The sequence below is a fragment of the Zooshikella ganghwensis genome (assembly GCF_018263875.1).
GTDB lineage: Bacteria > Pseudomonadota > Gammaproteobacteria > Pseudomonadales > Zooshikellaceae > Zooshikella > Zooshikella ganghwensis.
In genome coordinates, this window is sequence record NZ_JAEVHG010000004.1 from 293,131 (window position 1) to 316,742 (window position 23,612).

The 23,612-nt window shown below is 40.9% G+C and carries 21 protein-coding genes; 10 read left to right on the top strand and 11 right to left on the bottom strand.

Annotated elements, in window-relative coordinates; all coding sequences use genetic code 11:
- Window positions 1–276 precede the first annotated feature (276 nt).
- Together KHS79_RS08925 and KHS79_RS08930 are read left to right on the top strand one after the other, a co-directional pair.
- A complete protein-coding gene (locus KHS79_RS08925) occupies window positions 277–1,245 on the top strand; it encodes an alpha/beta hydrolase (RefSeq protein ID WP_212718386.1) in 969 nt (322 codons plus the stop codon).
- Window positions 1,246–1,322: 77 nt separating this feature from the next.
- Window positions 1,323–2,234, top strand: a complete 912-nt coding sequence (locus KHS79_RS08930; protein WP_094785835.1) for a chemotaxis protein — start codon at window positions 1,323–1,325, stop codon at window positions 2,232–2,234.
- A gap of 199 nt (window positions 2,235–2,433) precedes the next feature.
- On the opposite strand, the gene KHS79_RS08935 is transcribed toward KHS79_RS08930, so the two are convergent.
- Window positions 2,434–3,189 carry an outer membrane protein OmpK gene (locus tag KHS79_RS08935; RefSeq protein WP_212718388.1) on the bottom strand — a complete coding sequence of 252 codons (756 nt, stop codon included), beginning with the start codon at window positions 3,187–3,189 and terminating at the stop codon, window positions 2,434–2,436.
- A 1,057-nt stretch (window positions 3,190–4,246) separates the two neighbouring features.
- Here KHS79_RS08935 and elbB point away from each other — a divergent pair.
- Window positions 4,247–4,900 (top strand): isoprenoid biosynthesis glyoxalase ElbB, encoded by a 654-nt coding sequence (gene elbB / locus KHS79_RS08940; protein ID WP_212718390.1) that lies wholly within the window; start codon window positions 4,247–4,249, stop codon window positions 4,898–4,900.
- A 159-nt stretch (window positions 4,901–5,059) separates the two neighbouring features.
- Window positions 5,060–5,539, top strand: coding sequence for a thioesterase family protein (locus KHS79_RS08945; RefSeq protein ID WP_230400374.1), 480 nt, complete (start codon window positions 5,060–5,062; stop codon window positions 5,537–5,539).
- 23 nt (window positions 5,540–5,562) lie between these two features.
- Here KHS79_RS08945 and KHS79_RS08950 read toward each other — a convergent pair whose 3' ends face one another.
- Complete coding sequence (locus KHS79_RS08950; protein WP_212718392.1) at window positions 5,563–6,492, bottom strand: radical SAM protein; 930 nt, start codon at window positions 6,490–6,492, stop codon at window positions 5,563–5,565.
- Window positions 6,493–6,693: 201 nt separating this feature from the next.
- Here KHS79_RS08950 and KHS79_RS08955 point away from each other — a divergent pair, with 201 nt between their 5' ends.
- Window positions 6,694–7,557 (top strand): fructosamine kinase family protein, encoded by an 864-nt coding sequence (locus tag KHS79_RS08955; RefSeq protein WP_212718393.1) that lies wholly within the window; start codon window positions 6,694–6,696, stop codon window positions 7,555–7,557.
- A gap of 22 nt (window positions 7,558–7,579) precedes the next feature.
- Here KHS79_RS08955 and KHS79_RS08960 read toward each other — a convergent pair whose 3' ends face one another.
- Genes KHS79_RS08960 through KHS79_RS08990 form a run of 7 tightly spaced genes read right to left on the bottom strand, consistent with a single transcriptional unit; the run spans window position 7,580 to window position 14,765 of the window.
- Window positions 7,580–8,041: a type IV pilin protein gene (locus tag KHS79_RS08960; RefSeq protein ID WP_212718394.1), complete on the bottom strand. Its 462-nt coding sequence runs from the start codon at window positions 8,039–8,041 to the stop codon at window positions 7,580–7,582.
- A gap of 47 nt (window positions 8,042–8,088) precedes the next feature.
- Complete coding sequence (locus KHS79_RS08965) at window positions 8,089–8,475, bottom strand: hypothetical protein (protein ID WP_212718395.1); 387 nt, start codon at window positions 8,473–8,475, stop codon at window positions 8,089–8,091.
- 11 nt (window positions 8,476–8,486) lie between these two features.
- Window positions 8,487–12,119: a pilus assembly protein gene (locus KHS79_RS08970; protein ID WP_212718396.1), complete on the bottom strand. Its 3,633-nt coding sequence runs from the start codon at window positions 12,117–12,119 to the stop codon at window positions 8,487–8,489.
- Between the two features lie 29 nt (window positions 12,120–12,148).
- Window positions 12,149–12,781, bottom strand: a complete 633-nt coding sequence (locus KHS79_RS08975) for a pilus assembly PilX family protein (RefSeq protein WP_212718397.1) — start codon at window positions 12,779–12,781, stop codon at window positions 12,149–12,151.
- Window positions 12,782–12,787: 6 nt separating this feature from the next.
- Window positions 12,788–13,786: a PilW family protein gene (locus KHS79_RS08980; protein WP_212718460.1), complete on the bottom strand. Its 999-nt coding sequence runs from the start codon at window positions 13,784–13,786 to the stop codon at window positions 12,788–12,790.
- Window positions 13,783–14,289, bottom strand: coding sequence for a type IV pilus modification protein PilV (gene pilV / locus KHS79_RS08985; RefSeq protein WP_212718398.1), 507 nt, complete (start codon window positions 14,287–14,289; stop codon window positions 13,783–13,785). The genes KHS79_RS08980 and pilV overlap by 4 nt, the downstream gene beginning before the upstream one ends.
- Complete coding sequence (locus KHS79_RS08990; RefSeq protein ID WP_212718461.1) at window positions 14,286–14,765, bottom strand: GspH/FimT family pseudopilin; 480 nt, start codon at window positions 14,763–14,765, stop codon at window positions 14,286–14,288. The genes pilV and KHS79_RS08990 overlap by 4 nt, the downstream gene beginning before the upstream one ends.
- Before the next feature lie 389 nt (window positions 14,766–15,154).
- On the opposite strand from KHS79_RS08990, the gene KHS79_RS08995 reads away from it, so the two are divergent.
- Both KHS79_RS08995 and KHS79_RS09000 read left to right on the top strand, forming a co-directional pair.
- Window positions 15,155–16,531 carry a phospholipase effector Tle1 domain-containing protein gene (locus KHS79_RS08995; protein WP_212718399.1) on the top strand — a complete coding sequence of 459 codons (1,377 nt, stop codon included), beginning with the start codon at window positions 15,155–15,157 and terminating at the stop codon, window positions 16,529–16,531.
- Window positions 16,532–16,866: 335 nt separating this feature from the next.
- Window positions 16,867–17,499, top strand: coding sequence for a TetR/AcrR family transcriptional regulator (locus KHS79_RS09000; RefSeq protein WP_212718401.1), 633 nt, complete (start codon window positions 16,867–16,869; stop codon window positions 17,497–17,499).
- 106 nt (window positions 17,500–17,605) lie between these two features.
- Here KHS79_RS09000 and KHS79_RS09005 read toward each other — a convergent pair whose 3' ends face one another.
- Complete coding sequence (locus KHS79_RS09005; protein WP_212718403.1) at window positions 17,606–19,537, bottom strand: ATP-binding cassette domain-containing protein; 1,932 nt, start codon at window positions 19,535–19,537, stop codon at window positions 17,606–17,608.
- Window positions 19,538–19,700: 163 nt separating this feature from the next.
- Between KHS79_RS09005 and KHS79_RS09010 the strand changes: the two genes are divergently transcribed.
- Complete coding sequence (locus KHS79_RS09010) at window positions 19,701–20,204, top strand: TIGR02444 family protein (RefSeq protein ID WP_212718405.1); 504 nt, start codon at window positions 19,701–19,703, stop codon at window positions 20,202–20,204.
- A 73-nt stretch (window positions 20,205–20,277) separates the two neighbouring features.
- Here KHS79_RS09010 and KHS79_RS09015 read toward each other — a convergent pair whose 3' ends face one another.
- A complete protein-coding gene (locus tag KHS79_RS09015) occupies window positions 20,278–21,426 on the bottom strand; it encodes a hypothetical protein (protein WP_212718407.1) in 1,149 nt (382 codons plus the stop codon).
- A 333-nt stretch (window positions 21,427–21,759) separates the two neighbouring features.
- On the opposite strand from KHS79_RS09015, the gene KHS79_RS09020 reads away from it, so the two are divergent.
- Together KHS79_RS09020 and KHS79_RS09025 are read left to right on the top strand one after the other, a co-directional pair.
- Window positions 21,760–22,524: a ParA family protein gene (locus tag KHS79_RS09020; protein WP_212718409.1), complete on the top strand. Its 765-nt coding sequence runs from the start codon at window positions 21,760–21,762 to the stop codon at window positions 22,522–22,524.
- 308 nt (window positions 22,525–22,832) lie between these two features.
- A complete protein-coding gene (locus tag KHS79_RS09025; RefSeq protein ID WP_212718410.1) occupies window positions 22,833–23,576 on the top strand; it encodes an FKBP-type peptidyl-prolyl cis-trans isomerase in 744 nt (247 codons plus the stop codon).
- Window positions 23,577–23,612 lie beyond the last annotated feature (36 nt).

A 23,612-nucleotide genomic window follows, 5' to 3' on the forward strand; every position in this document is an offset into this window, starting at 1 on the left:
ATACAGTGTTATTAAGAAAATTATTTAATTTTATTAATATTTCCTCATTGTGCGACTGAGCAGATGCTGAAGACTCTATTCAGTCATACGTCATAAAATTGTCAGACAATATAAAGTTTAGCAGGTAATTATATAAAGAGGATGTTAAGGCAGGGCCAAAGTTACTTCAGGTCTTTGTAAAAAACTTAGTCTTTAACGTTTGCTCTGTTTAGTGAAAATGTTATAAGGCAGTTAATAGGTATTTTTTTATAAAAAAGTGTAAGAAATAGGCTACTGATGAAAACGCTTCCATTTTCTTTAGAACACTTGCAACAAGGTTTTAGGCCTTTGTCATTAGAATCTCCCCTGCAACCAACAGCACAGGAGCTAGCTTACTTTAGCTATTATGGAATTGATTTTGCGAAGCAATTGCCTGATGTAGCACATTATTTTGGCTGGCTGGAATCACCTCCTTACATGGTTGCTTGTCATGTTTATAAACAGCCTAACCCGAAAGGCTGTTTTTTCTTGTTACATGGGTATTATGACCATATAGGTTTATATAAGCATGTCATTCGCTTTTTACTTGAGCAGGGGTTTGATGTATTTGCTTTTGATCTGCCTGGGCATGGATTGTCTTCAGGTTCAAGAGCATCTATTCAAATGTTCTCAGAATATGAAAGTGCGCTTTCGCGCTGTTTGCAATTTTCAGAGAATCAGTTACCTAAGCCATGGCACATAATAGGGCAAAGCACGGGAGGAGCGGTAACGATTGATTACCTGCAGCGCAATCAGTTTGATCTTAGGACGAGTCCATTTCAACATGTTGTATTATTAGCTCCCCTTGTAAGACCAAGAGCATGGCGCCAGTCGTTGTTTGCATATTTTTTACTAAAGCCTTTTATTCGACGTCTCAATAGACGTTATACTGCTAACTCTACAGATAGCTCATTTGTGGAGTTTATTCGTCATGCTGATCCCTTGCAGCCAGCTAATTTATCTGTCGAGTGGGTAGGTGCACTTCATCATTGGATTAAAGAAATTGAAAACAGCCGTAAAAGTCCTCTTACCCCTATTATTATTCAAGGAGAACAGGACTTGACAGTAGACTGGCAGCATAATTTAAAAGTACTGGATAAAATTTTTACTCAACCCAAAAAACTCATTCTGCCATCAGCTAAACATCATTTAGCTAATGAAAGTGAAACAATTCGGAAACGATACTTCAAGTTCTTGCAAGAGTGCGTAGGGGATAATCTTTGCTAAACTACTGTAATTAAATAAGGTTACTTAAAGGGATTAGTAGTAGAGTTAATCCTCGGACTGCCCATTAGAGAGTGAATATGACAGGAATAAGTCAATCTAATAGCAGTGATCAGCGCCACTTAGGGCAGGATTTGTTGCTATTCCGATTATGCGGTAAACAGCGCTATGGAATTAATGTACTAAAAATTAAAGAAATTATTCCAACGCAAAAGCTTACCCAACTTCCGCAAGCACATCCCGCCATAGTAGGTATTGCCAAGTTAAGGGGCACCCCTCTGAGTGTAATCGACTTGGCTCAGGCAATTGGGCTGACACCGCTACGTGATACTCAAGGTAAGATAAATATAATTATTGCAGAGTTTAACCGTACAATGCAGGGGTTTTTAGTGGGGGAAGTAGAGCGTATCGTCAGCTTGAGCTGGAAAGATATTTTACCGCCTCCAAAAGCTACAGGAAAAGGGAGTTATGTGACTGGGGTAACTTCTTTTGACAAAGATATGATAGAAATTATCGATGTTGAAAAAGTGTTAAATGAAGTAGTGCCAGAGCACATAGGGAGCTCACTGCTTAAATTGCAATTATTGCCGGAACAAATTGCTATCCTAAAAGATAAATTAATCATGGTTGTTGATGACTCGAGCATGGCAAGAAAGCAGATTTGTCAAACACTGGATAAACTCCCTGTTAAGTATGTTGTATCGAATGATGGGAAGGAAGCGCTGGATTTACTGCGTAACTTGCACCAACAGGGAAGGCATGTAGATATGATTATTTCTGACATTGAAATGCCTGAAATGGATGGTTACACACTTACGCGAGAGATACGCAAGGATCAAGATTTATCATCAATGTATATTTTATTACATACGTCATTATCCAGTAGCATTACTTCTGCAGCAGCTGATGCCAGTGGTGCAGATGCTGCGTTGACAAAGTTTGTCAGCGAAGAGTTATCATCGATTGTGCTGAAAGCACTCGAAGCTTCCTAAGATTCCAGTAAAAATCAAATATTTTTTCCTCACTTAAGACAGGGACTATTAATTATTTGTGATTAAGGCGTAAAAAAGAAAACAAAAAAGCCAATGTAAAATTGGCTTTAATTAAGGAGAAACGCATCATTTTTATTGTAATTGGTTAGTAGTCAGCGTCCTTACTTGTCACTAACTAGACGAGGGAGATTTAGTTTATTTAAAAATTATACTTCAATGATAGTATTGTACCGTTTTGGTAAGTTGGAGATCCTAAGTAATCATCAGCGTAGCGGTATTGAACACCGACATCAAAGTGATCAGTGATATGCCACCAACCAGAAATTGCGCCATTATAGCCTGAAGTATTAGGTGAGCCGTCATGACTTGCCATATAGTCATCATCACGCATAAAGTCGTACTCATGCCACTGAGCAACAGTGAAATTTTGACCTAATGCGGAGAAGTCTTTGCCCCAAACGACACCTAACTGATAGCCATTGTGACCATCAAAAGAACCATATTTATCACTTTGGAATGAATGGTGTATGGCTGCATGAGCTTTTAACCACAGACCATTGGAAAAGTTGAAGCTTTTACCTATACCTAAAAATGTATTGGTTTCATCGAAGTCTTTCGTGCGGAAATCAGAGACTTGACCAAATAAATGCCAGCCTTGATCGCCCAGGAAGTAACGTACATTACCTTTACCGAAAAATCGATGTTTATCTGAGTTTTTATCCCATTCTTCAAAATCGTAAAACCCGTACACTTCGCCCCAATTGAAGCCGGCACCACCTTCTATTTCAAGATAGGAGAAGTCTTCTTTTGTATTGCCTGTTTTGACTTCAGTATCGGCATCCCATTCAAGGTAGTTGATACTGACATTACCAAAGCTATAAGTCATTTCTGCATGTGCAGAGAATGTAAGGAGTGAAGCCACCACTAACGTTGTAGGAAGTATAACTTTTTGCATAACTACTACTCTTGGCATGTGTGACTGCAAGAACGCATACACTACTGGCTTTACCCTGGGTATTCAGTTGCACAGAAGGTATATGCTTTCTTTACATGTAGATATTTTTATAATGCTTACACCTATTACTTACTCCCATAGCAACACATTAATTTTTATATTCAGTATTAAGAGCCTGTTACTTTGCCAGTAGGATTAGCAAAGTAACAGGAAGTACTGCTTTATTTATACCCGTTATTATGGGTATACGTTACTTTGGGTATTATTTACTGCTTTTTATAACGTTCCACGTTACCTATAACAAGGCTTATATGTAGCCAACCATCATCCTAATTAGCTGAGTACAATAAAGCTCGATATAGGTTCTTGCTACGTAACCCCTTGGTGATGAATCTTTACCCTTCACTATGGCTATATATTCTCACTGAGGGATACGGTGTTTGGTAACACCAAACAAGTAATGAGTAATAAGTAGTTAACCTCTCTTCTGCGGGATTAATTCTAACATGAAAAAAAGATGACAATAAAACAACTAATTCGTTTTATTTTATTTTATTTGCGTGAAGTCAAAAATTCTTAGGAGACTACTCTGAAAGTGAATAAATTTGCTTGAAATAAAGGCCTGTAGACAGTTTTTGTAGAGATTAATTGATAATAAATAGCTAGTCTTATTTTGAAGGTAATATTAATTAATTTTGTATTAATTTTTAATTAAATGAAGTTATTTTTTGGTAAACTTACATAGCACAATGGATTGAGCACTTTTGTGCAGTAAAAATTGTGCTTTGACAAGCCTCCTGAAACGGAAAGCTTTTGTATGGAAACTAGGCATAATATGAGGGCAAAAAACTATTTAATATGCATTGAGCTGGTTGGTTTGTTTAATTCAGGTGATGTGTTTGTAGAAAACTAGATCTAGTTAACAGTTTGTATCACGATTATTATTAGTTATTTCTAATATATGGGCTGTCTTTTCTTAAAGGTCATTGTTGTATGATGATTGCTCTTCAGGTGGTTCGACTGATAGCGTTTAAAATTGTAAATACAAGGAGAGGAAATGAAGCGTGTTGCGGTAATTTTATCAGGATGTGGTGTCTTTGATGGGGCTGAGATTCATGAGTCGGTATTAACCTTATTACACCTTGATAAGGCTAATGTACACTATCAATGTTTTGCACCAGATATGCCTCAACAACATGTGATTAACCACGTAACAGGGGAAGTAGTTGAGGGAGAAACAAGGCATGTACTGGTTGAAGCGGCTCGAATTGCTCGAGGTGAAATAAAGTCCTTGTCAGAGCTAAGAGAAGACGACTTTGATGCATTAATTTTTCCTGGTGGGTTTGGCGCTGCAAAGAACTTGTGCTCATTTGCCGTTGATGGGCAGACCATGCAAATACAGCCTGATGTGCTTGCAGTATGTCAACGCTTTGCAAAAGCAACTAAGCCGATTGGCTTGATCTGTATTGCACCCGTCATGGCGGCTAAAATCTTTGGTGAATCAGTAAAGTGTACGATTGGTCATGATCAAGCAACTGCAGATGCTATCAATGCCATGGGGGCACAGCACGTGTCTTGCAAAGTAAACGACATTGTTATTGATGAGCAGCATAAGTTGGTAACAACACCGGCTTATATGCTTGCGCAGCGGATTGGTGAGGCATCAGCAGGTATAGAGAAGTTGGTGAGTGCTGTTTTGGAACGCTGTTAGTGGCTATTATCGATTACTGAATTTATACCATTTGCAAATAGGTATACTTCTGGGTGTGGCTTGGTAGGTTAAGGGGTATCAGATATAAAATTTTGGTATTCCTTAATCTATGCGGATATCCATGTCTACTCCATTTAACGCTTTCAAGGGTGGGAAGCAGTGAAGCAAAGTACGCAAGATGTTGAAGAGTTTTTACCTGAAATAAAAGCCGCAGTGATGTCTTTTTTTGACAAGGTTCCATTCAACAAGTTTCTGGGGATGAAGATTACTCGGGTCGAAGCAGGTTGTGTTGAAATGTATTTGCCTATGAAAGAGGAACTTATAGGTAATTACTTTATGGGAATTTTACATGGTGGAGTTATTTCTGCCATGTTGGATGTCACTGGGGGGGCGATGGCGCTGGTAGGGGCATTTCGGAAACTCGAGCACTTAAGCTTAGACGAGCGCATTAAGCGATTAGCTAAAATCAGTACAATAGATTTGCGTGTAGACTATTTGCGCCCTGGGCGAGGAAATGCTTTTTATGTCGTGGCTACTTTATTGCGTTCTGGTAATAAAGTGGCTGTAACGCGTTCAGAGTTTTATAACGACCAGCATGAGCTTTGTGCCGTGGGCACAGGTACTTACTTGTGTGGTTGATGTTTTTTAGCGCAGGATTGCCTTTATGTGCCTTCACTACAGGAGGCGCCAAAGGCAAAGCAGCTGTAACAGCGATGATGACCAAGGCGGATCTGCTTATTCATACTTTCCTGTAAGCTACTGCCTAAATCATAAACAGGATCATCATCAACTAAGGTGCAGGCATACACTCTTAGGCGACCTTTAATTTTAACCACCATTTTACTGAAGGCACACATAAATTGTCGTCGACTGGCAGAGGTGTGATAGGTCCGCATACACTGCTCTGTAATTTGAGGTGTTGTGCGCTGTACAAACGGAGGTGCAAAATCTGGAAAAGGAATTACCGGAATAGTTTGTGGTAGACCAATACTGTTTAAAAGTTTGTGATACTGATCAGTTATATCATCTGTGTTCTCCTCTCTGGGTTGCTGGCGAGCAATTGAAACATTAAAGCCCGCTTGATAAAGCTGGCGAAGACTCTTAAGCGCCATTGCAAAAGAACCTGTGCCACGATCTTTATCATGCAGTGTTGAATCGGGATAGTCGATACTTATACGAAAGCGAATGGCGTGTGGTGCGGAGCTTAACGACACAAGTTGTGAAAAGCGTTGTAAAAGAGGAGCTGTACCGTTACTTAATACTAAACAGGGGCGGTATTGGCTGGCGTACTGTAAAATCTTTATCATCTCTTTTGCAACGAAGGGTTCGCCTCCGGTAAATGAAAACTGCTGTACACCCAAGTAAAGGGCTTCATGTATAAAGGGTTTAACCTCTTTTAACTTCATGACTGCTAAACGATCATCACCCGGTTTGGAACCTTCAAGGCAAAAAGGGCAGCGGAGGTTGCAAGCCGTACCAGTATGAAACCAAAGTTCTTGCAATGAGTGGGGGGCGATATAGCCACGTGGCTGCCCATCGGCGGTTAATAGCCAGTTTGTTGAGTGTGCCTGTTTTACAGGGATATGTTGCATGTTTTTGGAGGGGGAAGGGTTCTTTAGTAAAGGTTATTATGGTTTTTAAGTTATTTCATTATTTCTTATACCCACAACAAGCCTCAAATAAATTCGTGAAGGGTATATTAATGATGTTTTTCAGTTTTTAGTATAGGCTTTATTAATGGAACTATGATAATGTAATTTATTTTAAACTTTTACGAATAATTTAAATGCACTATGACAATATCTTCTGGATTAAAAAGCATATTGAATGAACATATCTCAAACTACTTAGGTTATGCCTTTGATACAGAGTATATTGATACATTAGTAGGTGGGGATATTAATCAGGCTTTTGCCTTACGGCAAGGTGATGTCAGTTTTTTTGTAAAAATAAATCACGATGATGAAAATACTAATTTTTTAGCAGAAGCTTTAAATTTACAAGTATTAAAAGAAGCTGATTGTTTGAAAGTGCCTGCTGTTATAGCAACTGATCATGAATGTGGCTGTAATTATTTATTGCTAGAGTATATTGCGCCAGGTATCGGAAAGTGGAATGAATTTGGACGTCAGCTTGCTCAGCTACATAAAACCACGAATAAAACGCACTTTGGCTGGTCGCAAAATAACTTTATTGGTCGTACTTTACAGGTTAATCATTGGCAAGCTAACTGGTCTGAGTTTTTTGCAGAGCAAAGAATTGGGGTTCAACTTGAGTTGGCTAATCAGCAGGGGGCTGCGCTTAGTGAGGAAATAATTAACACCATTAAACTGTTATTAGCGGATCATCAGCCAGAAGCTGTGTTATTACATGGCGATCTTTGGAGTGGTAATGCAGGCTTTACAGCAGACGGTGAGCCTTATTGCTATGACCCTGCTTGTTATTATGGCGATCGCGAAACAGATATTGCTATGACTGAGTTATTTGGTGGTTTCCCCCAAGAGTTTTATACAGGTTACAATCAAGTATTCCCTTTGTCAGAAGATTATGTATTAAGGCGCCCAATTTATAACCTTTACCATTTAATGAATCATTATAATTTATTTGGTGGGCATTATTTACATCAAGTAAAGCAATCTATAAAACAGTTGATGTAGTAGCGTAGGAGTCAGTTTAGGCTTAACGGGCATCCCATGATACAGCACTGCCATCAGTACAAGCTGCTGTTGATGAGTCACTAGCTGGAAAGCGGCATCTCCGACCTGTTGATTCATATCGTAAACGGCCATCTCCCACTTGTGCCCCCCCTGCTATAGGAGAAGCAGCAATCGAATAGCTCGTGCCATCAGCAGCAAGAATAGTTAAGTTATAAAACTTAGTATCTCCATCTAGAGGAGCTTGAGTAGGAAAGTTTAGTTGACCTGCCCCTGTACCCATTGCAGTTGGGTAAGTAGAAGGTGAAGCCTCTGTATAAGCACGCTCCATGGCTTGGGACATTTGCATTAATGCGGCTTGGGCGTCTGCCCGACGAGTTCTAGTAACGTGGTCTTGATAAGAGGGGTAGGCAATAGCGGCAATAATACCAATGATGGCAATCACAATCAGCAGCTCAATCAGCGAGAAACCATTTGCTTTACTCATACATGTTTTCCTTTATTTAAAGTTATATTGTCCGGTTCGCCAAAAAGTTAGTGAGGTGGAGGGGCCATTTCTTTAGGCAGCTCCCATAGTTCATTAATTACCATTCGGTTGCTAATGCTTTTCATGCTGTAGCCAATGACCATACCAGACTTTAATGCATGAAGGGTTGCATGCTCTTGTGATAGCAAGTGTAGCTTAGCATTTTGCCAGACTGGAAAATGCTGTGCATTTAAAACCAGCTTGTTTTGTCGAGGAATATATTGATCAATAACTGCCTTATACTGAAATTCAACAGGATAATAACTAGGCAAGTCGAACGAGGGTTTGGACTCTACCTCTTCACTCTTTGATGGTGTACTTAATAGTGTTATACCACTGATTAATAAAAAAACGGTTGAAAAAAAAAGGCTTGGATACTTTTGAATCCTTGGCATGTTAATCACCTTTACTCTAGAAAAATTTGTCGCCACGATAAACGACCCGTAGCAGTTTCGCTGGTATCTGTTTTAATGATTTCAATAGACTTATCGCTTAACTGAGTCACTAGAAAATCGCCAATAAAGGATGAGTCAGAGGGGGTTGCACCTTCAAATCGTGTGCCAGAGACAACAGTATCTGTTGCAGGAACGTTATCCTTAGAGTCAAATGCACCATCATTATTAATATCAAAGATTGGCGTGAGACGGCCAACGCCACCACTGATTGGGCTGATTGCTATCTGAAAGCCACCTGGTCCTGAAGTACAGTATAAATTAGTGCTGGGAATAACGGTGTTAGTAAATAATATGCCATCTCTAATAAGTAACTGACGTACAGGGCGCTCCCCTGGAAACTCGACATCTGTTGTACTGCCTGCGGTTAACACATCAAAGTCGATATACCAACCCATGACTTTTTTCCCTGTTGTCTTATAACTGACGAGATTATCTGTGAGTGTTCGAACCACAGTTCCTTCAACCGTACCCGCAATATTGGTAAATGATTGCTCGACGAGATCACTACGTGGTACAGGATATGTGGTCTTAGAGTCTAATGTATCCCAGATACCATAAAGACTTTGTATTGCTGTTGATGAAACGTCGGAATTGAGAAACCAGCTACCGGTCCCTGCAATAATAATTAAACCAGTCCCATTTGGGTTACGGACGGCAATGGGCTGTCCTATAAAGGGCTGAACGGTACTGCTGTAAGTTGCGGTAAAAATAATTTGCTGGCTAGCACTGTCAGTCCAGTCAGTTGTCGTGGTTGACGTTAAATTAAAGCGGTAAAGGTTGCCTTGAATATCACCTACATAGATGTAGTCAACGGTACCATTGGAGTCGATATCAATAGCTCGGGGAATACCTAGACCGTTAGGCGTAGTTCCATCACTACTTTCGGCTTTCCCCTTGCCTGTTGTGATCTTGATATAGTCTGTACCGGCTGTCCAGACACCGTCCAGTCCTCCATCTAGAAAAACAACATAGAGTGCAGCATCTCCATCAGTGCTGGTGCTATTGTAGCCGTTACCAAAAATTGCAGCCCAGCGTTTTTCACCACTGCCATATTCTGTGTTTGTCATCGCAATGATGGGCCGACTAAAAGATAGGCCAAGGTCACTATCATCAGCACTGGTAAACTCCCACATCACTTGGTTGACTGCCGACAACTCGGTGCTGAAACTACTTGGGTCAGTGACATTTAAGGCAAAAAAGCCTTTACCTCCTGCACCAAGTGCACCTACCAGTACCGAAGCCCAGGCAGGAGTGCCACCATCGGTTACGGCCGTAAAGGCATCGTTAACGCTGACCTTTTCATCAACGTACATCTGGTGCACATAGTTTGGGTTGGTTAGCTCACCTAACTTGCTGAATAAAATATCTGGAATGTAGGCAAATACTTCGTCGCCAGTATTGGCATTGAAAGCATGGAGCATACCGTCGTTAGCGCCTACATATACCATCTCTGTGCGCGTAGCTTTAGCTTCGGCGAATTCAGAATATAGGCTACCTGAAGCAGTAGGGTATGGCTCTGAGTCACGACGAATAAAGTTAGGAGCGCCTACAAATGTTGGGGTTGAGTGAATGATGTCGCCCAATCTACCTGATGATGCAAGGCGCTCGCGGAATTGACCCGTATCGAAGTTTTCACCTTCTAACGCCTGGCTTCCTCGTAAATAACTGACTCGCTCATCGCCAATTACACTATCACCATCACCATAACCACTGGGAAGAGAGGTTGGTGCTGGTGACTCTAACGCTGTTTTTTGAGCAGTGGTCAGGCCACTATCATAATTAAAGGGCACACCTGTTGTATTGGCCTTATCATAGGTAAACATGATGCGTGCATTTGCGGCAATTTTTTCATCCAGCTTTGCTGCTGCAGACCAGGTAATAATGTCGCTGATGGTACCATCTGAATTAATTTTCTGAGCGACTACATCGCCATTATCAAAGCGTGGATTGTAAAAGGCTCGAAAGAGGAGGGTATTTGATTCTACGTTTTGCGTGTTAAAAGCTACAGCACTGGCCGCCCCTGATTCTGATTGTATTTTTTTAAAAACCTCACTTAAACCAGTGGCTAGTTTTTCTGGATCACCAGCACTCAAATATTCACCACGCCCGTTGTATGCTGCATGGAGTAAGTCGTCAACTTTACCTTCATTGGTGCTGGTTGATGGCCAGGTAAATGGCGTTGTAAAGTCTGATGGCATACTGGTGACGGAACCTGTTACCCCAAAGCCAACGGTATACAGATTCATGCGTTGATGCATGCTATCACCTTCAGCTAAGGTGGAGCGATCAGCATCATTGGTTGTTGCAGGAACATTATTGTCTAATGTAGTTGACAGGTCCCTTTTATAGTAATGCATCGCAACATCGGCTAATGTATTTGAGGCTGAGTCTGCAAAGGCGCCGCCATCAAATGCGTTCGTGGTATTGGCATCAGCATTACCGACTGAGGGTGCTCCTCCATTATAAAAACCATCCGTCATGAGTAAGGCATAGTTCTGCTGGCAGGTACCTATGGGGGCGGCTTGTAGGGGGCAGGCAAAAGAACCATCGGCATCAAACATATTGCCACTTAAACACTCAAAATATTTTCCAACCAACTCTAGATTTCGGCGAAGTGGCGTACCACGAGCAGGTACTGGAGAACCATATATTTTATCCAGCAAGGCCTTTTTGTTCCCAGAGCTGGAAGAGGCATTCATGGAAGCAACTTCAATACTATTACTGTCGTTATTTATAGTGGCAAAACCCACTCGGGCATTGCTTAGCTGATCAATCACAAAGCCTAACGCACCTTTAGCAACTAGGTCTCTGGAGCGGTAATAGCTAAACCAGTTGGCAAAGTTTTGCTTGGTGGCGGCATCTGCATCCTGAATGTAAAACTCCGTTTGTTCACCGTTATCAAAAAGTCCATTACTGTTACTGTCTGTCCAGGTGTAATAGCGAAAACCATCAGCCTTGCCATCACTATTTCGGTCCGAGGTATCGCGATCTGTGCCACCTGCCCAGTTGGAATTATGCCGTGTTAAGTCAATTCGTTCAGCAGGGTTGTATGGGTTATCAGGCGCATTGGTAATATCAATGTTCGTCAGAGGGTTGCCACTGATATCCAAACCAGGCCAGGGTTTGTATTCTCGGGTTGGATCAAAGTAGAGTGCATTAAAGTTACTGTTTCTAAACCGCCAAGACTGGTCATCTGCGGTATAGCAATCATTTGAGCCATCACCATAAGTATTAGAGCCAAATTCAACACCATAAAGGTAGCCAAAAATACTTTCACTACTAAAGCTACAGTCGGCTATACCATCATCGTTAGAATCACGATGCTTCACTGGCCCAACCCCAGTATTACTGCCATCGCGCTGTTGGCCTGTAAATAAACCACCGTTGGTTTGGTCAGTAGTCATTACTTCCCAATCCATACTGCCAGAGTCGTCTAATAGAATGACAATATTGGGTTCAGCACCAATGGATATCTCTAATGCATGTTCTGCAATATCAAGAACACCAGCTGTCGCTTGACTTGATACGACAGAAGCAATACATAGGCTTAACCATTTTCTTGTAAAAGTGTGTTTGCTACTCATTGCGACCCTGCCTATTATCAAGAGCGTGTTTAGATCCGTTTAGCAAAAGTGGTTTGCAGTATGACTTGTGATGTGGCTGAGGAGCCAACACCCCAAGCGGTTATTCGAAAAACTTCAGTGCCTCCTCCCCCTGTCGATTCGCCAACATTCATTAAATTGAGCGCTTCTTCTTCTGAAACCACTGCTGTGAAATGTTCAATAATATATTTGGGCTGATCGGCTAACCCTGTAATGGTGGTGGAGAGAGTGCGAAGCTTGGTAGAGGTTTTCCAATCGATAGTTTGCCAGGGTGAATCTTTAGCTGCGGCTAAAGAGTACATGCCATCATCACCATCATTATTAAAATCACTCAGCGTGACCAGAGCACTCACTACTCCTTCTCCCTCTCTTAAGGCGGCTTCTGCGGCTTGAAAAGCGGTATTGTGATCTCTTAAATTGGCACTCATTTTTTCGTCTAACGATGTTGTCATCATGGCATTGATGCCAACGATGGATAGCAGCAATAAAATGACCAGGCTGATCACTAAAACGATGCCTTGTTGTTTATTGTAACTTTTACACATTGGCGAAAAATTCTTTCTGTCTAAGTTATGGTGCTGCTGGGGGATAATGTGATGCGGTATTTGTGAGTAAGAATGAAAAGCCTTATTAGGAGTATCCATGGCGAATTAAACTCCACGATTTCTGATTTTAATGGTGGCATTAAATGTTCGGGTAATAAGGTTATTATCCTGACTTACTTCATCAACCGTATTGACACTCAAGCTGATATTTACGGCAACAACACGATTCATATCACCCACGTTGCTTGCAGCAACATAACGATTGGGTACACCAGAACTATCGAGATCTTCTCCATATAAAACGGCTAAATCTTCTACGCCCCGAATTAATTCTTCTGCGGGGTCCAGACCTTCTCGACGCCAAAGTGATAACACCTGATTACCCTGATTATTAGCAAATGCAGAGGGCGCAATATAATAAACGGCTGTCCTGAACTTATAGACAGATGCATCTTCATCATAAGTTGAGCCGTCGTTTGTTAATTCTTTTTGAGCATTTCCGGGTGTTTCAGAAGTACCTGCGTTATGAACCACATTGTATTCTGTATCATCAACAATCGTTGTAATATTGGTAACTTGAAAAATTGTCGCTTTACTACAATCGCTGACTAAAATAACTTCACCATCTTCTATGGGGACTGTAGCTTCTGACTTTAAATCCGCAGAAGGAAAGGGCATCGCTTGTGTGAGTTTGGCGCCATTATCCGATACGCGTCTAATCACAAGAATATCTGAACCTGTCTGTGGCTTTAAATCTGTTACATAGCTTTCGGGGGTTGGCTTCCATGTTGCTCCTGAGGCTTCGTAACCTGTTAAACCTGTGCTTAAGTCGAAGATATAGTCAGAAGAAGATGGGTTAAGGGTATTTAAATAATTGACATCATTAATGCTTGAAAGGCAACCCATATAGCCAGCCATTCGAATGTCTTGAGAAATAGTGTCAAAAGCAAAGCGTGCATTATCTTGCAGGGTAGAAAGCCCATTTAACATACGAAAAGTTTGTTGGTTACTGTTAAAAATACTGATAATGCCACCCATTAAAAATAACCCTAACAGCATGGCAATCATTAATTCAATGATGGTAAAGCCTTGCTGTTGTTTCATAATTGTGCCCTCGTTACAAAGCTAGTAATAATGGGTGAACCTTCTGCATCAAGACGCTCAGTCCAATTAATAGTAATGGTATATTCGTTACCGCTAACGGCTATACTGCCTTGTCCATTATTTAATAAGCCTGCAGGCTCACCTGCACAGTTGCTATCGTCGTTATGGCTGCCTAAGGAGCATTTCCAAGTAGCCAAATCATATTGTGCTAACTGAGCATTATTACAGTTGCTTGAGCTGCCTTCACAGCTATCTGCTTTTACAGGTGGTGCTGCATCCAAGGCTATAGTGTAGGTCGCTGAAGGGTTAGCTCTTATACGGTCAATGATGCTGGAACTTAAAAAGGTTGCATAACTACGATTTAAGGAATCATTATTGTTTTTTAAACTGACAGCCTGCAATCCAGCCATGCCCAGCAGGCCAATCGATAAAATAAATACGGCCACTAAAAGCTCAATCATACCGACGCCTCGTTGCGAGGCTAACTTAGTGAAAGTTCTCATGGTGTGCATCCCGCTCCTTTTATTAGACTTGTACTCCCTGAACGTAATAATTGAATCTGACGGCTGCCATCCCCTGAGCTGTGACATAAGTTAAGTGTATCTCCGGCGGTAGTAATGAAACCCCGGGAATTAAATGTGTAAGCACCATTGTCACCAACACTATTGAGCGTTGCATTATTGTCCAAGGCCTCATACTCTCGGATTAACTCACTGCTTGTTACAACAACAATACGCCAACCTGGTCCCCATTCATTGCTATTATCCGAAGCATCGAGTGCTTCTAACCTGACCGCTTGACCTCGTTTTATGGCCTCACTACGCGCAACAGCAATACTACCGACAAAGCTGTTTGAGCCTGCGGCAAGTTGGTTTTCGACAATCAATGATATAAAGCTAGGGTATGCGACGGTTGTTAAAATAACGGCAATAGCTAATCCAATCATTACTTCTATGATGGTAAATCCCTTATTGTGCATGGATCTTTGCCCTGTATTTATTATTTATTTTAAAGTTAGACCATATGAGTTCAGCTATTGGCAATTCTGATAAAGTCAAAAAATGTTTTGATAAGTGGGAAAGGGTATAAATAAAGTAATTAATAAGTGTTCGTTCAATAAGCTATCATTATATCTTTTGGCGTTTCTTTTGCATCCTTATGTCTTGCCGGGTTTAAATTGAACGAAGTGTAAATTTTTATTAAAAAGCAGCAAAAGAATAATCCTTAAACTATATGTAATAAATAAGACAGGTTGGTGTAATGAGACAATATTCTTGAGCTGTTACTTATTCGTTGTCTTCATTGTACTCAGGGCTGATGTTTTTCCAGATAAGCGTGGTCTGGATTTTTCCCGCTAAGGTCATATTCATGAAAAAGCGTTTAATAATTTTTTGTGATGGTACATGGAATAGTCCTGATCAAATTGACGAGAAAACGAAACGAATTTGTACAACAAACGTTGTTAAGCTAATGCGAGCTGTTCAGCCCATCGCTTATTCTGGGCCTGACTTTTGTATCCAAACTCCCCAAATATCCTATTATGACCCAGGCATTGGTACAGAAGGAATTGTGGAAAAATACGTTGGGGGGGCAACTGGATACGGTATTTCAGCAAATATTCTGCAAGCCTATCGCTTTTTGGCCAATAACTATCAGTCAGGGGATGAGATATTTTGCTTTGGTTTTAGCCGAGGTGCCTATACGGTGAGAGCACTATGTGGCTTTATGGGGCTTGTGGGTCTCATTTCACCAAAAGACCTTGACTTATTACCGCGTGCTTATCGTTATTACCGAATGTCTCCTGAACAGCGCTATTTATCCCCAGAGCATGAGTTTTATTTATCACTAAAAGAAAGCAGCATTGAAAACTTTTGTATACGTTTTTTAGGTGTGTGGGATAGTGTAGGTGCAATGGGAGTACCTACCCCAATGTTACAAAAGCTATCTCAGCGTTGGGTGGGTTTTTTTGATGTAAAGCTTGGCCATTATATTCAGACCGCACGACAAGCACTGGCAATAGATGAGCGACGAGGTGCATTTGCACCAGATTTATGGGTAAACACCAGTGCAGAGCTCGCACAGTATCAAGATATTCAGCAAGTATGGTTTTCTGGTGTGCACAGCAATATTGGTGGGGGCTACGAAAAAAATTATTTATCAGACCAAACATTATTATGGATGATGGGAGAAGCTGGGGACTGTGGTTTACAGTTTAACGCTGAATATGTTGCGCAAATTCTTGCTTACACACAACAAATTGAACTTCAAAGTGAGAGTGAGCAGATTATTATCCCGAATAACTATTCTCTTCCCTATAAAATGATCGATGCTCTGAGTCACCGGCGCGGGGAACGTGCTATTGGTGAGCGTCAGCGAGTTGCCAATGATTTATTGCCCGCCGTTAATGAGTCTGTTCACCCAAGTGTTGCAGAGGTGATGCGGATTAATGAGAGCTATCGCCCTGAAAACTTGTTAAAAGCGCTAGATGTAGGTGACTTAGAGTATTTATCTCATGAGCGTCGCCACTCACCTCGCATTGCCTGTTATGAGCCTGCAGAGTTGGATGTGGGTCAAGAAAAAACACAGTGCTTGATTGTTAATCAAAGCACAGGTGGTGCAGGTGTTAGTTGTAAACAGCCACTGCGTATGGGGCAGTTAATTCACCTTAGTCAAAAGTGGAAAACAATTACTGGACAGGTGGTGTGGGCAAAAGATGACTATATCGGTATTAAGTATGCGGCATAGTGAATTTGGCTACCTCTGAAAATGAGAGGCCAGAGAATTGATATAGCGTTTGCATGGCAAAAGGTTTCACCAGAAAACAGTATTTCGGAAAAGTGATTTCATCAATAACTGTATAGTTGGTGGAGTTTTGTTTGGATCAGTTCAGTGATTCAGCAAAGCTATTACTTATCAGCGAGTTGTCAGTTGTTGTGTGATGTGGCAATCAACGTTTTATCCCTCCATTGCTATTAAGGACGTAGCTGCTTGTTTGGAGCTTACGTTGGTCCTTTTTATAGCGAAAATTCGCTAAAACATTTTGTTTAATGTGATCCTTTGATGAAAAAGAAGGGGGAGAAATGGGCAGACCCATCGAATTTGACCGCAATGAAGTGTTAGAGCAGGCTTTGCAGTTATTCTGGAATACAGGATACAGCGCTACGTCTGTTGCTAACTTAGTGGAAGCAACCAAACTTAAGCCTGGCAGCTTATATGCAGCCTTTAAAAGCAAGCGAGGGTTATTTATCGCAACGCTAGATCGATATGCAGAGCGATGTATATCTGAGCTACAACGTTGTCTTTCTGCAGACCAGTCACCCTTAAATACAATTCGATATTATTTTTCGCAGTTAATATTAAAAATTGTTGAGGATGAGGAGAGTAAAGGCTGCTTCCTGATTAATACAATGTTAGAAGTTGCACCTCATGATCATGAAATACATCAGCGTGTCATGGATTATTTTAGTGATATGGAAGGCCGTTTTGCTGATAAAATTAAGCAGGCTCAAAGCTGTGGTGAAATACCAGAGAACCAGCCTGATGAAATGGCGAAATTTTTAATGACGGGTTCATGGGGGTTACGGATTATGGGTAGTACCCGACAGCCCGAATGGCAGTTACAAAAAATGGCGGATCATATGCTGTCAGTGCTAACACAGACCGCCGCTAAGCCAATGATTCATAATGATAGTCAAGGAATAATGTCTATTTGAGCTGTAAATAAGCTACATATGATATACACCTCTGACCAGGGATGGTTTTTACTCCCAAAACATTCTTCTTTTTCTTACCTTGATATTATCACTATTATTATGCTTTTCACTCATCAGCCAGTGTATCGTTAAGGGCCTCTTCCAGCGTTTCTAGTTCAGCCATATTTATCAATAACTGCTCTTCAATTTCTTCTTGCTGTTTTTTTATTGCGTGCTGTTCAGTAAGAAGCTGTTTGAGTTGTTCCTTTTTGTTATCACTATAAATATCGTTATCGTTTAGTTGAATTGTTATTGCGTCTAGTTTAGTTAATAACTGTTCTAATGCGTGCTCTTGCTGTTTAATTTTTGAAGTCAGGGGACGCAGCTGTTGGCGAATCTCTGCCTTTTTACGTCGTTGGTCTTTTTTTGATTGAGAGGCTTGCGTTGTTTGGCTGGTTCCTGAGCTTTCGGGCTGTTGAGAGGTTGGCTGCTTTTCTTGGCTTAGCCATTGAGCATAATCGTCTAGATCTCCGTCGTATTCTTTAACTTGGTTATTCGCAACAAGTAACAGTTGATCAACACAATTACGTAATAAATGTCGGTCATGAGAAACGACGACTAATGCTCCAGCAAAAGCCTGAAGAGCGACGGTTAAGGCTTGGCGCATTTCTAAATCAAGGTGGTTTGTTGGTTCATCAAGCAGCAAGAGGTTAGGTTTCTGCCAGGCAATAATCGCTAAAGCCAAACGGGCTTTCTCTCCACCAGAAAAGTGAGTAATGGGGTCAAATGCTAAGTCGCCACGAAAATCAAAGGAACCCAAAAAATTTCGTATGCTTTGCTCTGAGGCATTTGGCGACAGTCGTTGTAGGTGTAGTGCTGGACTGGCGTTATTATCTAAATACTCTAATTGGTGTTGGGCAAAATAACCTATTTTTAGGTGTTCTCCGCATATTCTTTCACCACTTGGTATGCTGAGCATTCCTGCCAAACTTTTGAGTAGCGTCGATTTTCCTGCGCCATTTGGTCCCAGTAGCCCAATAGTATCTCCAGGATGAATATTAAGCTTTACATTTTGCAAAATAGCCTGGTCAGCGTAGCCTAAAGCACAGTCATGCAACTGTAGCAGTGGGTCTGACATTTTTTCTGACGAAGGAAAAGTAAATGTAAAGGGAGAGTCCGCATGAGCAGGTGCAATGTTTTCAAGGCGCTCTAGAGCTTTAATGCGACTCTGTACTTGCTTTGCTTTTGTGGCTTTTGCGCGAAAACGGGCAATAAAGCTCTCAATATGGGCTCGTTGTGTTTGTTGTTTTTCAAACATTGATTGTTGGTGTGCTAACTGTTCACTGCGTAATACTTCGAACTGGCTGTAGTTTCCTCGGTAAGTGTTAAGTGTTTGGTGCTCAATATGAATAATTTGATGCACCACATTATCCAGAAAATCACGGTCATGAGAGATAATAATCAGTGTTCCCCGGTAGCTTTTCAGCCATTGCTCAAGCCAAAGAATGGCATCAAGGTCAAGGTGGTTGGTTGGCTCATCTAATAATAATAAATCTGATGGTTTCATGAGCGCTTGAGCTAAGTTTAGACGTATTCGCCAGCCTCCTGAGAAATTTGTCACAGGTAATTGTTCTTGCTGAGTACTGAAGCCAAGGCCATGAAGAAGTTGTGCAGCACGATGGTGTGCAGTGTAACCGTCAATTTTTTCAAGCTCGCTGTGTAGGTGAGCAATTAGGTTATTATTATGTTGCTGCTCTGCAACGGTTAATTGATGTTGGACTGAGCGCAGGTGCTGGTCACCATCAATTACATACTCTATGGCGGCTTTATCTAACGCAGTGACTTCTTGCGCCATATGAGCAATACGAAGGTTAGGGGTTATCGTAAACTCACCACTGTCTACAGTTAACTGCTGATTAAACACCGCAAATAATGACGATTTTCCACAACCATTGGCGCCTGTTATTGCTACTTTTTGACCATCATGAATGGTTGTCGTTGCATTCGTTAATAGTATTTTACTTCCACGCTGTAAACTGATGTCATGTAATCGAATCATAAATACTTTGCTATGTGATGATTGAGTATATTGCCCAGTATACCTGTCAGTAGAGAGAATTGTAGGTAGTTAAAGACTACTAAAGGTATAATTTTGATGACAAAGAGAATTATATCCTTGATAACTTATTTTGTGAGTATTTATACGAGTGGTTTAGGTTTACATGTTGAGTTCATTGATTGATAACGAATTTTGGTCATTTGCAGTCGCTTACTATACGCCAGAAAAAGAGCAAATTTTATTAGCGTTGCAGGATGATTATGGGCTGGATTGTTGCTGGTTACTGTTTTGTGTTTGGTTATCCCAAAACAATAAAGTACTTCCTCTACCTGAGGATAACCCCGTCTATCAACACATAAAGGGATGGAATAAGCAAATAATTGAGCCAATAAGGCGTGTGAGACAGCGCTTAAAAGTGCCTGTAGTAAAATATGCAATTACTCAAGGCTATAAACTTAGACAGCAGATAAAGCATTTAGAACTATGGGCAGAAAATCGCTTTATGTACTGGTTATATTGTAGTGCAGCTTGTTACATGGAAACTTCTGAAGATAAAGCATTGCTAAGGCATAACATCGATTGTTATATCAAGCACTATGCAGGATTGAGTACGATAAATAGGAAACTAAAAAAACAATTAGAGCAATGGCTGGTGTTAGTGCATTAACTCCATGCTATAGGTGGTAGTAATGTCGTTTTAAATTAAAGAAGGACTTAAGCCCTTCTTTAGTAAAACATTATTACATGTCAGTAGCAGGATCAAAGATACTTCTTGGTGCATCAGAATCCTTGTTTTCGTTAGCTTCTGGTGCAACTGGTGTACTTTCTGGTGCTTCAGAAACAGCTTCTGGAGCTTTAGTTTCTACAGGTAGCAGTTCTTGCTGGCTGGTAGATTCTACTGCAGTATCTGCTAGAGCTGCTTCTGCCAGTAAGTCTTTTGTTGGTGCTTCTACTGGTGCTGCCGCTTTAGTTGCTTTTTTAGGTGGACGGCCACGACGACCTGTCGTTGTCTTAGCTGCAGTTGTTTTTGTTTTAGTTGCTGTAGCAGTTGCCTTTTTAGGTGGACGACCGCGCTTTTTAGGTGCTGTTTTTGTCTCTGTCGTTGTTGCTGCGGTTGCAGTAGCAGTAGCTTTTTTAGGCGGACGACCACGCTTTTTCTTAGGTGCTGCAGTAGTTGCCGCTGTTGCAGTGGTTGCTGCAGTGGCTTTTTTAGGTGGACGCCCCCGACGCTTAGGCGTTGCCGCTGTAGAAGCAGTGGCAGTTGTAGCCTTTTTAGGTGGACGACCTGGACCGCGTTTCTTCGGTGTAGCCGCAGCTTTAGCTGTTGTTGCTTTAGGTGGGCGACCTGGACCGCGCTTTTTCGCAGTAGTTTCTGTTTTAGCTTTTGCCGGACGACCACGTTTACCTGGTTTTTTAGCAGTAGTTTTCGCTGCTGTTTTAGCCGCTTTTAGCTCTTTGACTGCTTGAGTTTTAGCAATTTCCGCTTCGAATTTTGCAAGTACTTTATCGCGTTTAGCGGTGTACTTGACGTCTTCTTTAAGCTCTTTAAGCTCTTCTTTAGCGGTGTTTAGCTCGTCGCGCAGTAATGCTACTTCTTCTTTAGCGACAGCTAAGTCAACTTTTGTCTTCTCTAGCTGACGCACTGTTGCGGCAGTTTTTTTGACTTTAAGTTTTGCTGAAAGTGTTGTTTGTCTAAGTTTTACTTTCTCCTGTTTTAGTCTTGCTTTTTCCACTTTGGTTTGAAGTGAAGTAATTTGCTTCTCAAGTTGAGTAAGCTCTTTCTCTTGAGCTTGAGCTAATTGCTGCTCGAGTTTTTGAATTTGCTGTTTTATATCTGAAACAGTAACAGCTACAGCTCGTCGAGCCGTTGCCTTTTTCTTGGCTGCCATTTTAATTCCTCATCTAACAGTAGAGATCAATTTAAAAGAATTATACGAAGAGAAAAATAATTATCCATATCTTAAGGATGAAAAATTAAAAATATTTACCTTATGGTGGCAAAAATAGGAAACACTTGCAAATTTTTTGTGCGTAATATTGATGCTAATAGCATTATACTTTAAGTAATAGTTGCAATATTTCCAGGTAAACACTTAATAAGACAAAATGTGAATCAGTGTAATTTTTCCACTGAGCTGCCACTTACTGAAGTATTCATCAAGAGGAAAAATATTAATGGCAAATTGACGTAATATTATCCATTCATGCAAAGGGGCTAAATTATGAAGCGTCGAGTAGTTTTTAATCAGAAAGGAGGTGTTGGGAAGTCTACAATAGCTTGTAACCTCGCTGCTATTGCTGCCAGCCAGGGTAAGCGAACACTTCTTATTGACCTCGATGGGCAGCGTAACTCCTCTCTTTATCTACTTGGAAAAAACTATAGTACATCTCTTCCTACTATAGCTGATTTCTTTCAGGAGAGTCTGACATTTCGTCTAACAGAAGCTAATCTTCGCTCATATATTACTACTACCCAGTATGCAGGACTTTCATTATTACCCTCGTCACCGCAATTGAATGAGTTGCAGCATAAGCTGGAAACCCGCCATAAGATATATAAGTTACGTGAAGCGCTTGATCGTGTTGAGCACTTATTTGATGAGGTTTATATAGATACGCCACCCGCGTTTAATTTTTATAGTTTATCAGCATTGATAGCGGCAGATAATTGTTTGATACCCTTTGACTGTGACGATTTTTCTAGGCGTGCATTGTATGACTTAATGGCTAATATTGAGGAAACTCGAGTTGATCATAATTCGGCACTAAGCATTGAAGGAATTGTGGTTAATCAGTTTCAGCCACGGGCAAAATTACCACAGGAAATGGTTAATCAATTGTTGGATGAAGATATGCCAATATTATCCCCTTATATTTCCTCTTCAATAAAAATTAGAGAGTCTCATGAGCAAGCAATACCATTGATACACTTTGAGCCTAAACATAAAGTGACTATTGAGTTTTGTGGTCTTTATGCTGGACTGTGATAGTGAATATTTAATGGAACGAAAATGCTAAAGAATTACGTCCCTGTTTTAATTGCATTGAACCCAGCATACTCGTCATTGTGCTTTAAGTAGACAACTCATCAATGCTCTATACCTTCTTTCTGGCTGATGGGGTATGATGCGGTCAACCCTAAAATTGGTTGCCTGCCGATTGGACTGGAAGTTATGCACTTGTCGGCTGAAACAGCCACAGGCGAACTTTCTAAGGCTAAAGGGCTCAAAACTGCAGTATCCTTATGGGTGCGTAGTGCTAAGGACATAATTCAACCAACTTATATGAGAAGATCATGAAATTAAAAGTATTAACAGCCGGTTTGGTGTTGGCGACAGCTTCACAGGTATTTGCAGAACCTGTTAAATTAACCAACGACAAACAGAAGCTCAGCTACAGCCTGGGTGTTATGTTTGCTCAACGGCTGAAAGCAGACTTTAAATATGATGACCTGGACTTAAATGTCATGTCTGCAGCAATGGCTAATGTATTGAAAGAAGAAAAAACTGCGATTGATGAGCAGGAAATGATCAAAATCATTCAAAAAGCTCAGCGTGAAAGCTATGAGCGTGCTCAAAAGCGTATGGAAAAAGAAGCCAAAGAAAATTTAGCGAAAGAAAAGGCATTTTTAGAAAAAAATGCTAAAGCTGATGGGATTATCAAGACTGACTCTGGCTTACAGTACAAAGTAATTACTAAAGGCGAAGGTGAAAAACCAAAGGCTGAGAGCACAGTGGTTGTTCATTATGAAGGCCGAACTTTAGATGGAAACATTTTTGATAGCTCTTATAAGCGTGGCGAACCTGCGACATTTGGTGTGAATCAGGTTATTCCGGGCTGGACTGAAGCGCTACAGCTGATGCCTCAAGGCTCTGTTTGGGAGCTTTATATCCCCTCTGAACTTGCTTATGGACCAGGTGGTATTCCAAATAAAATCAGTCCAAACTCTACACTCATCTTTAAAGTTGAGCTGAAAGAGATCAAGCAGCCTGAAAAAGTCGAAAATGCTGAAAAGAAAGAAGAGCCTAAAAAAAGTTAGAGAATATTAAGTAACTTGTGACTTAATATTACACCT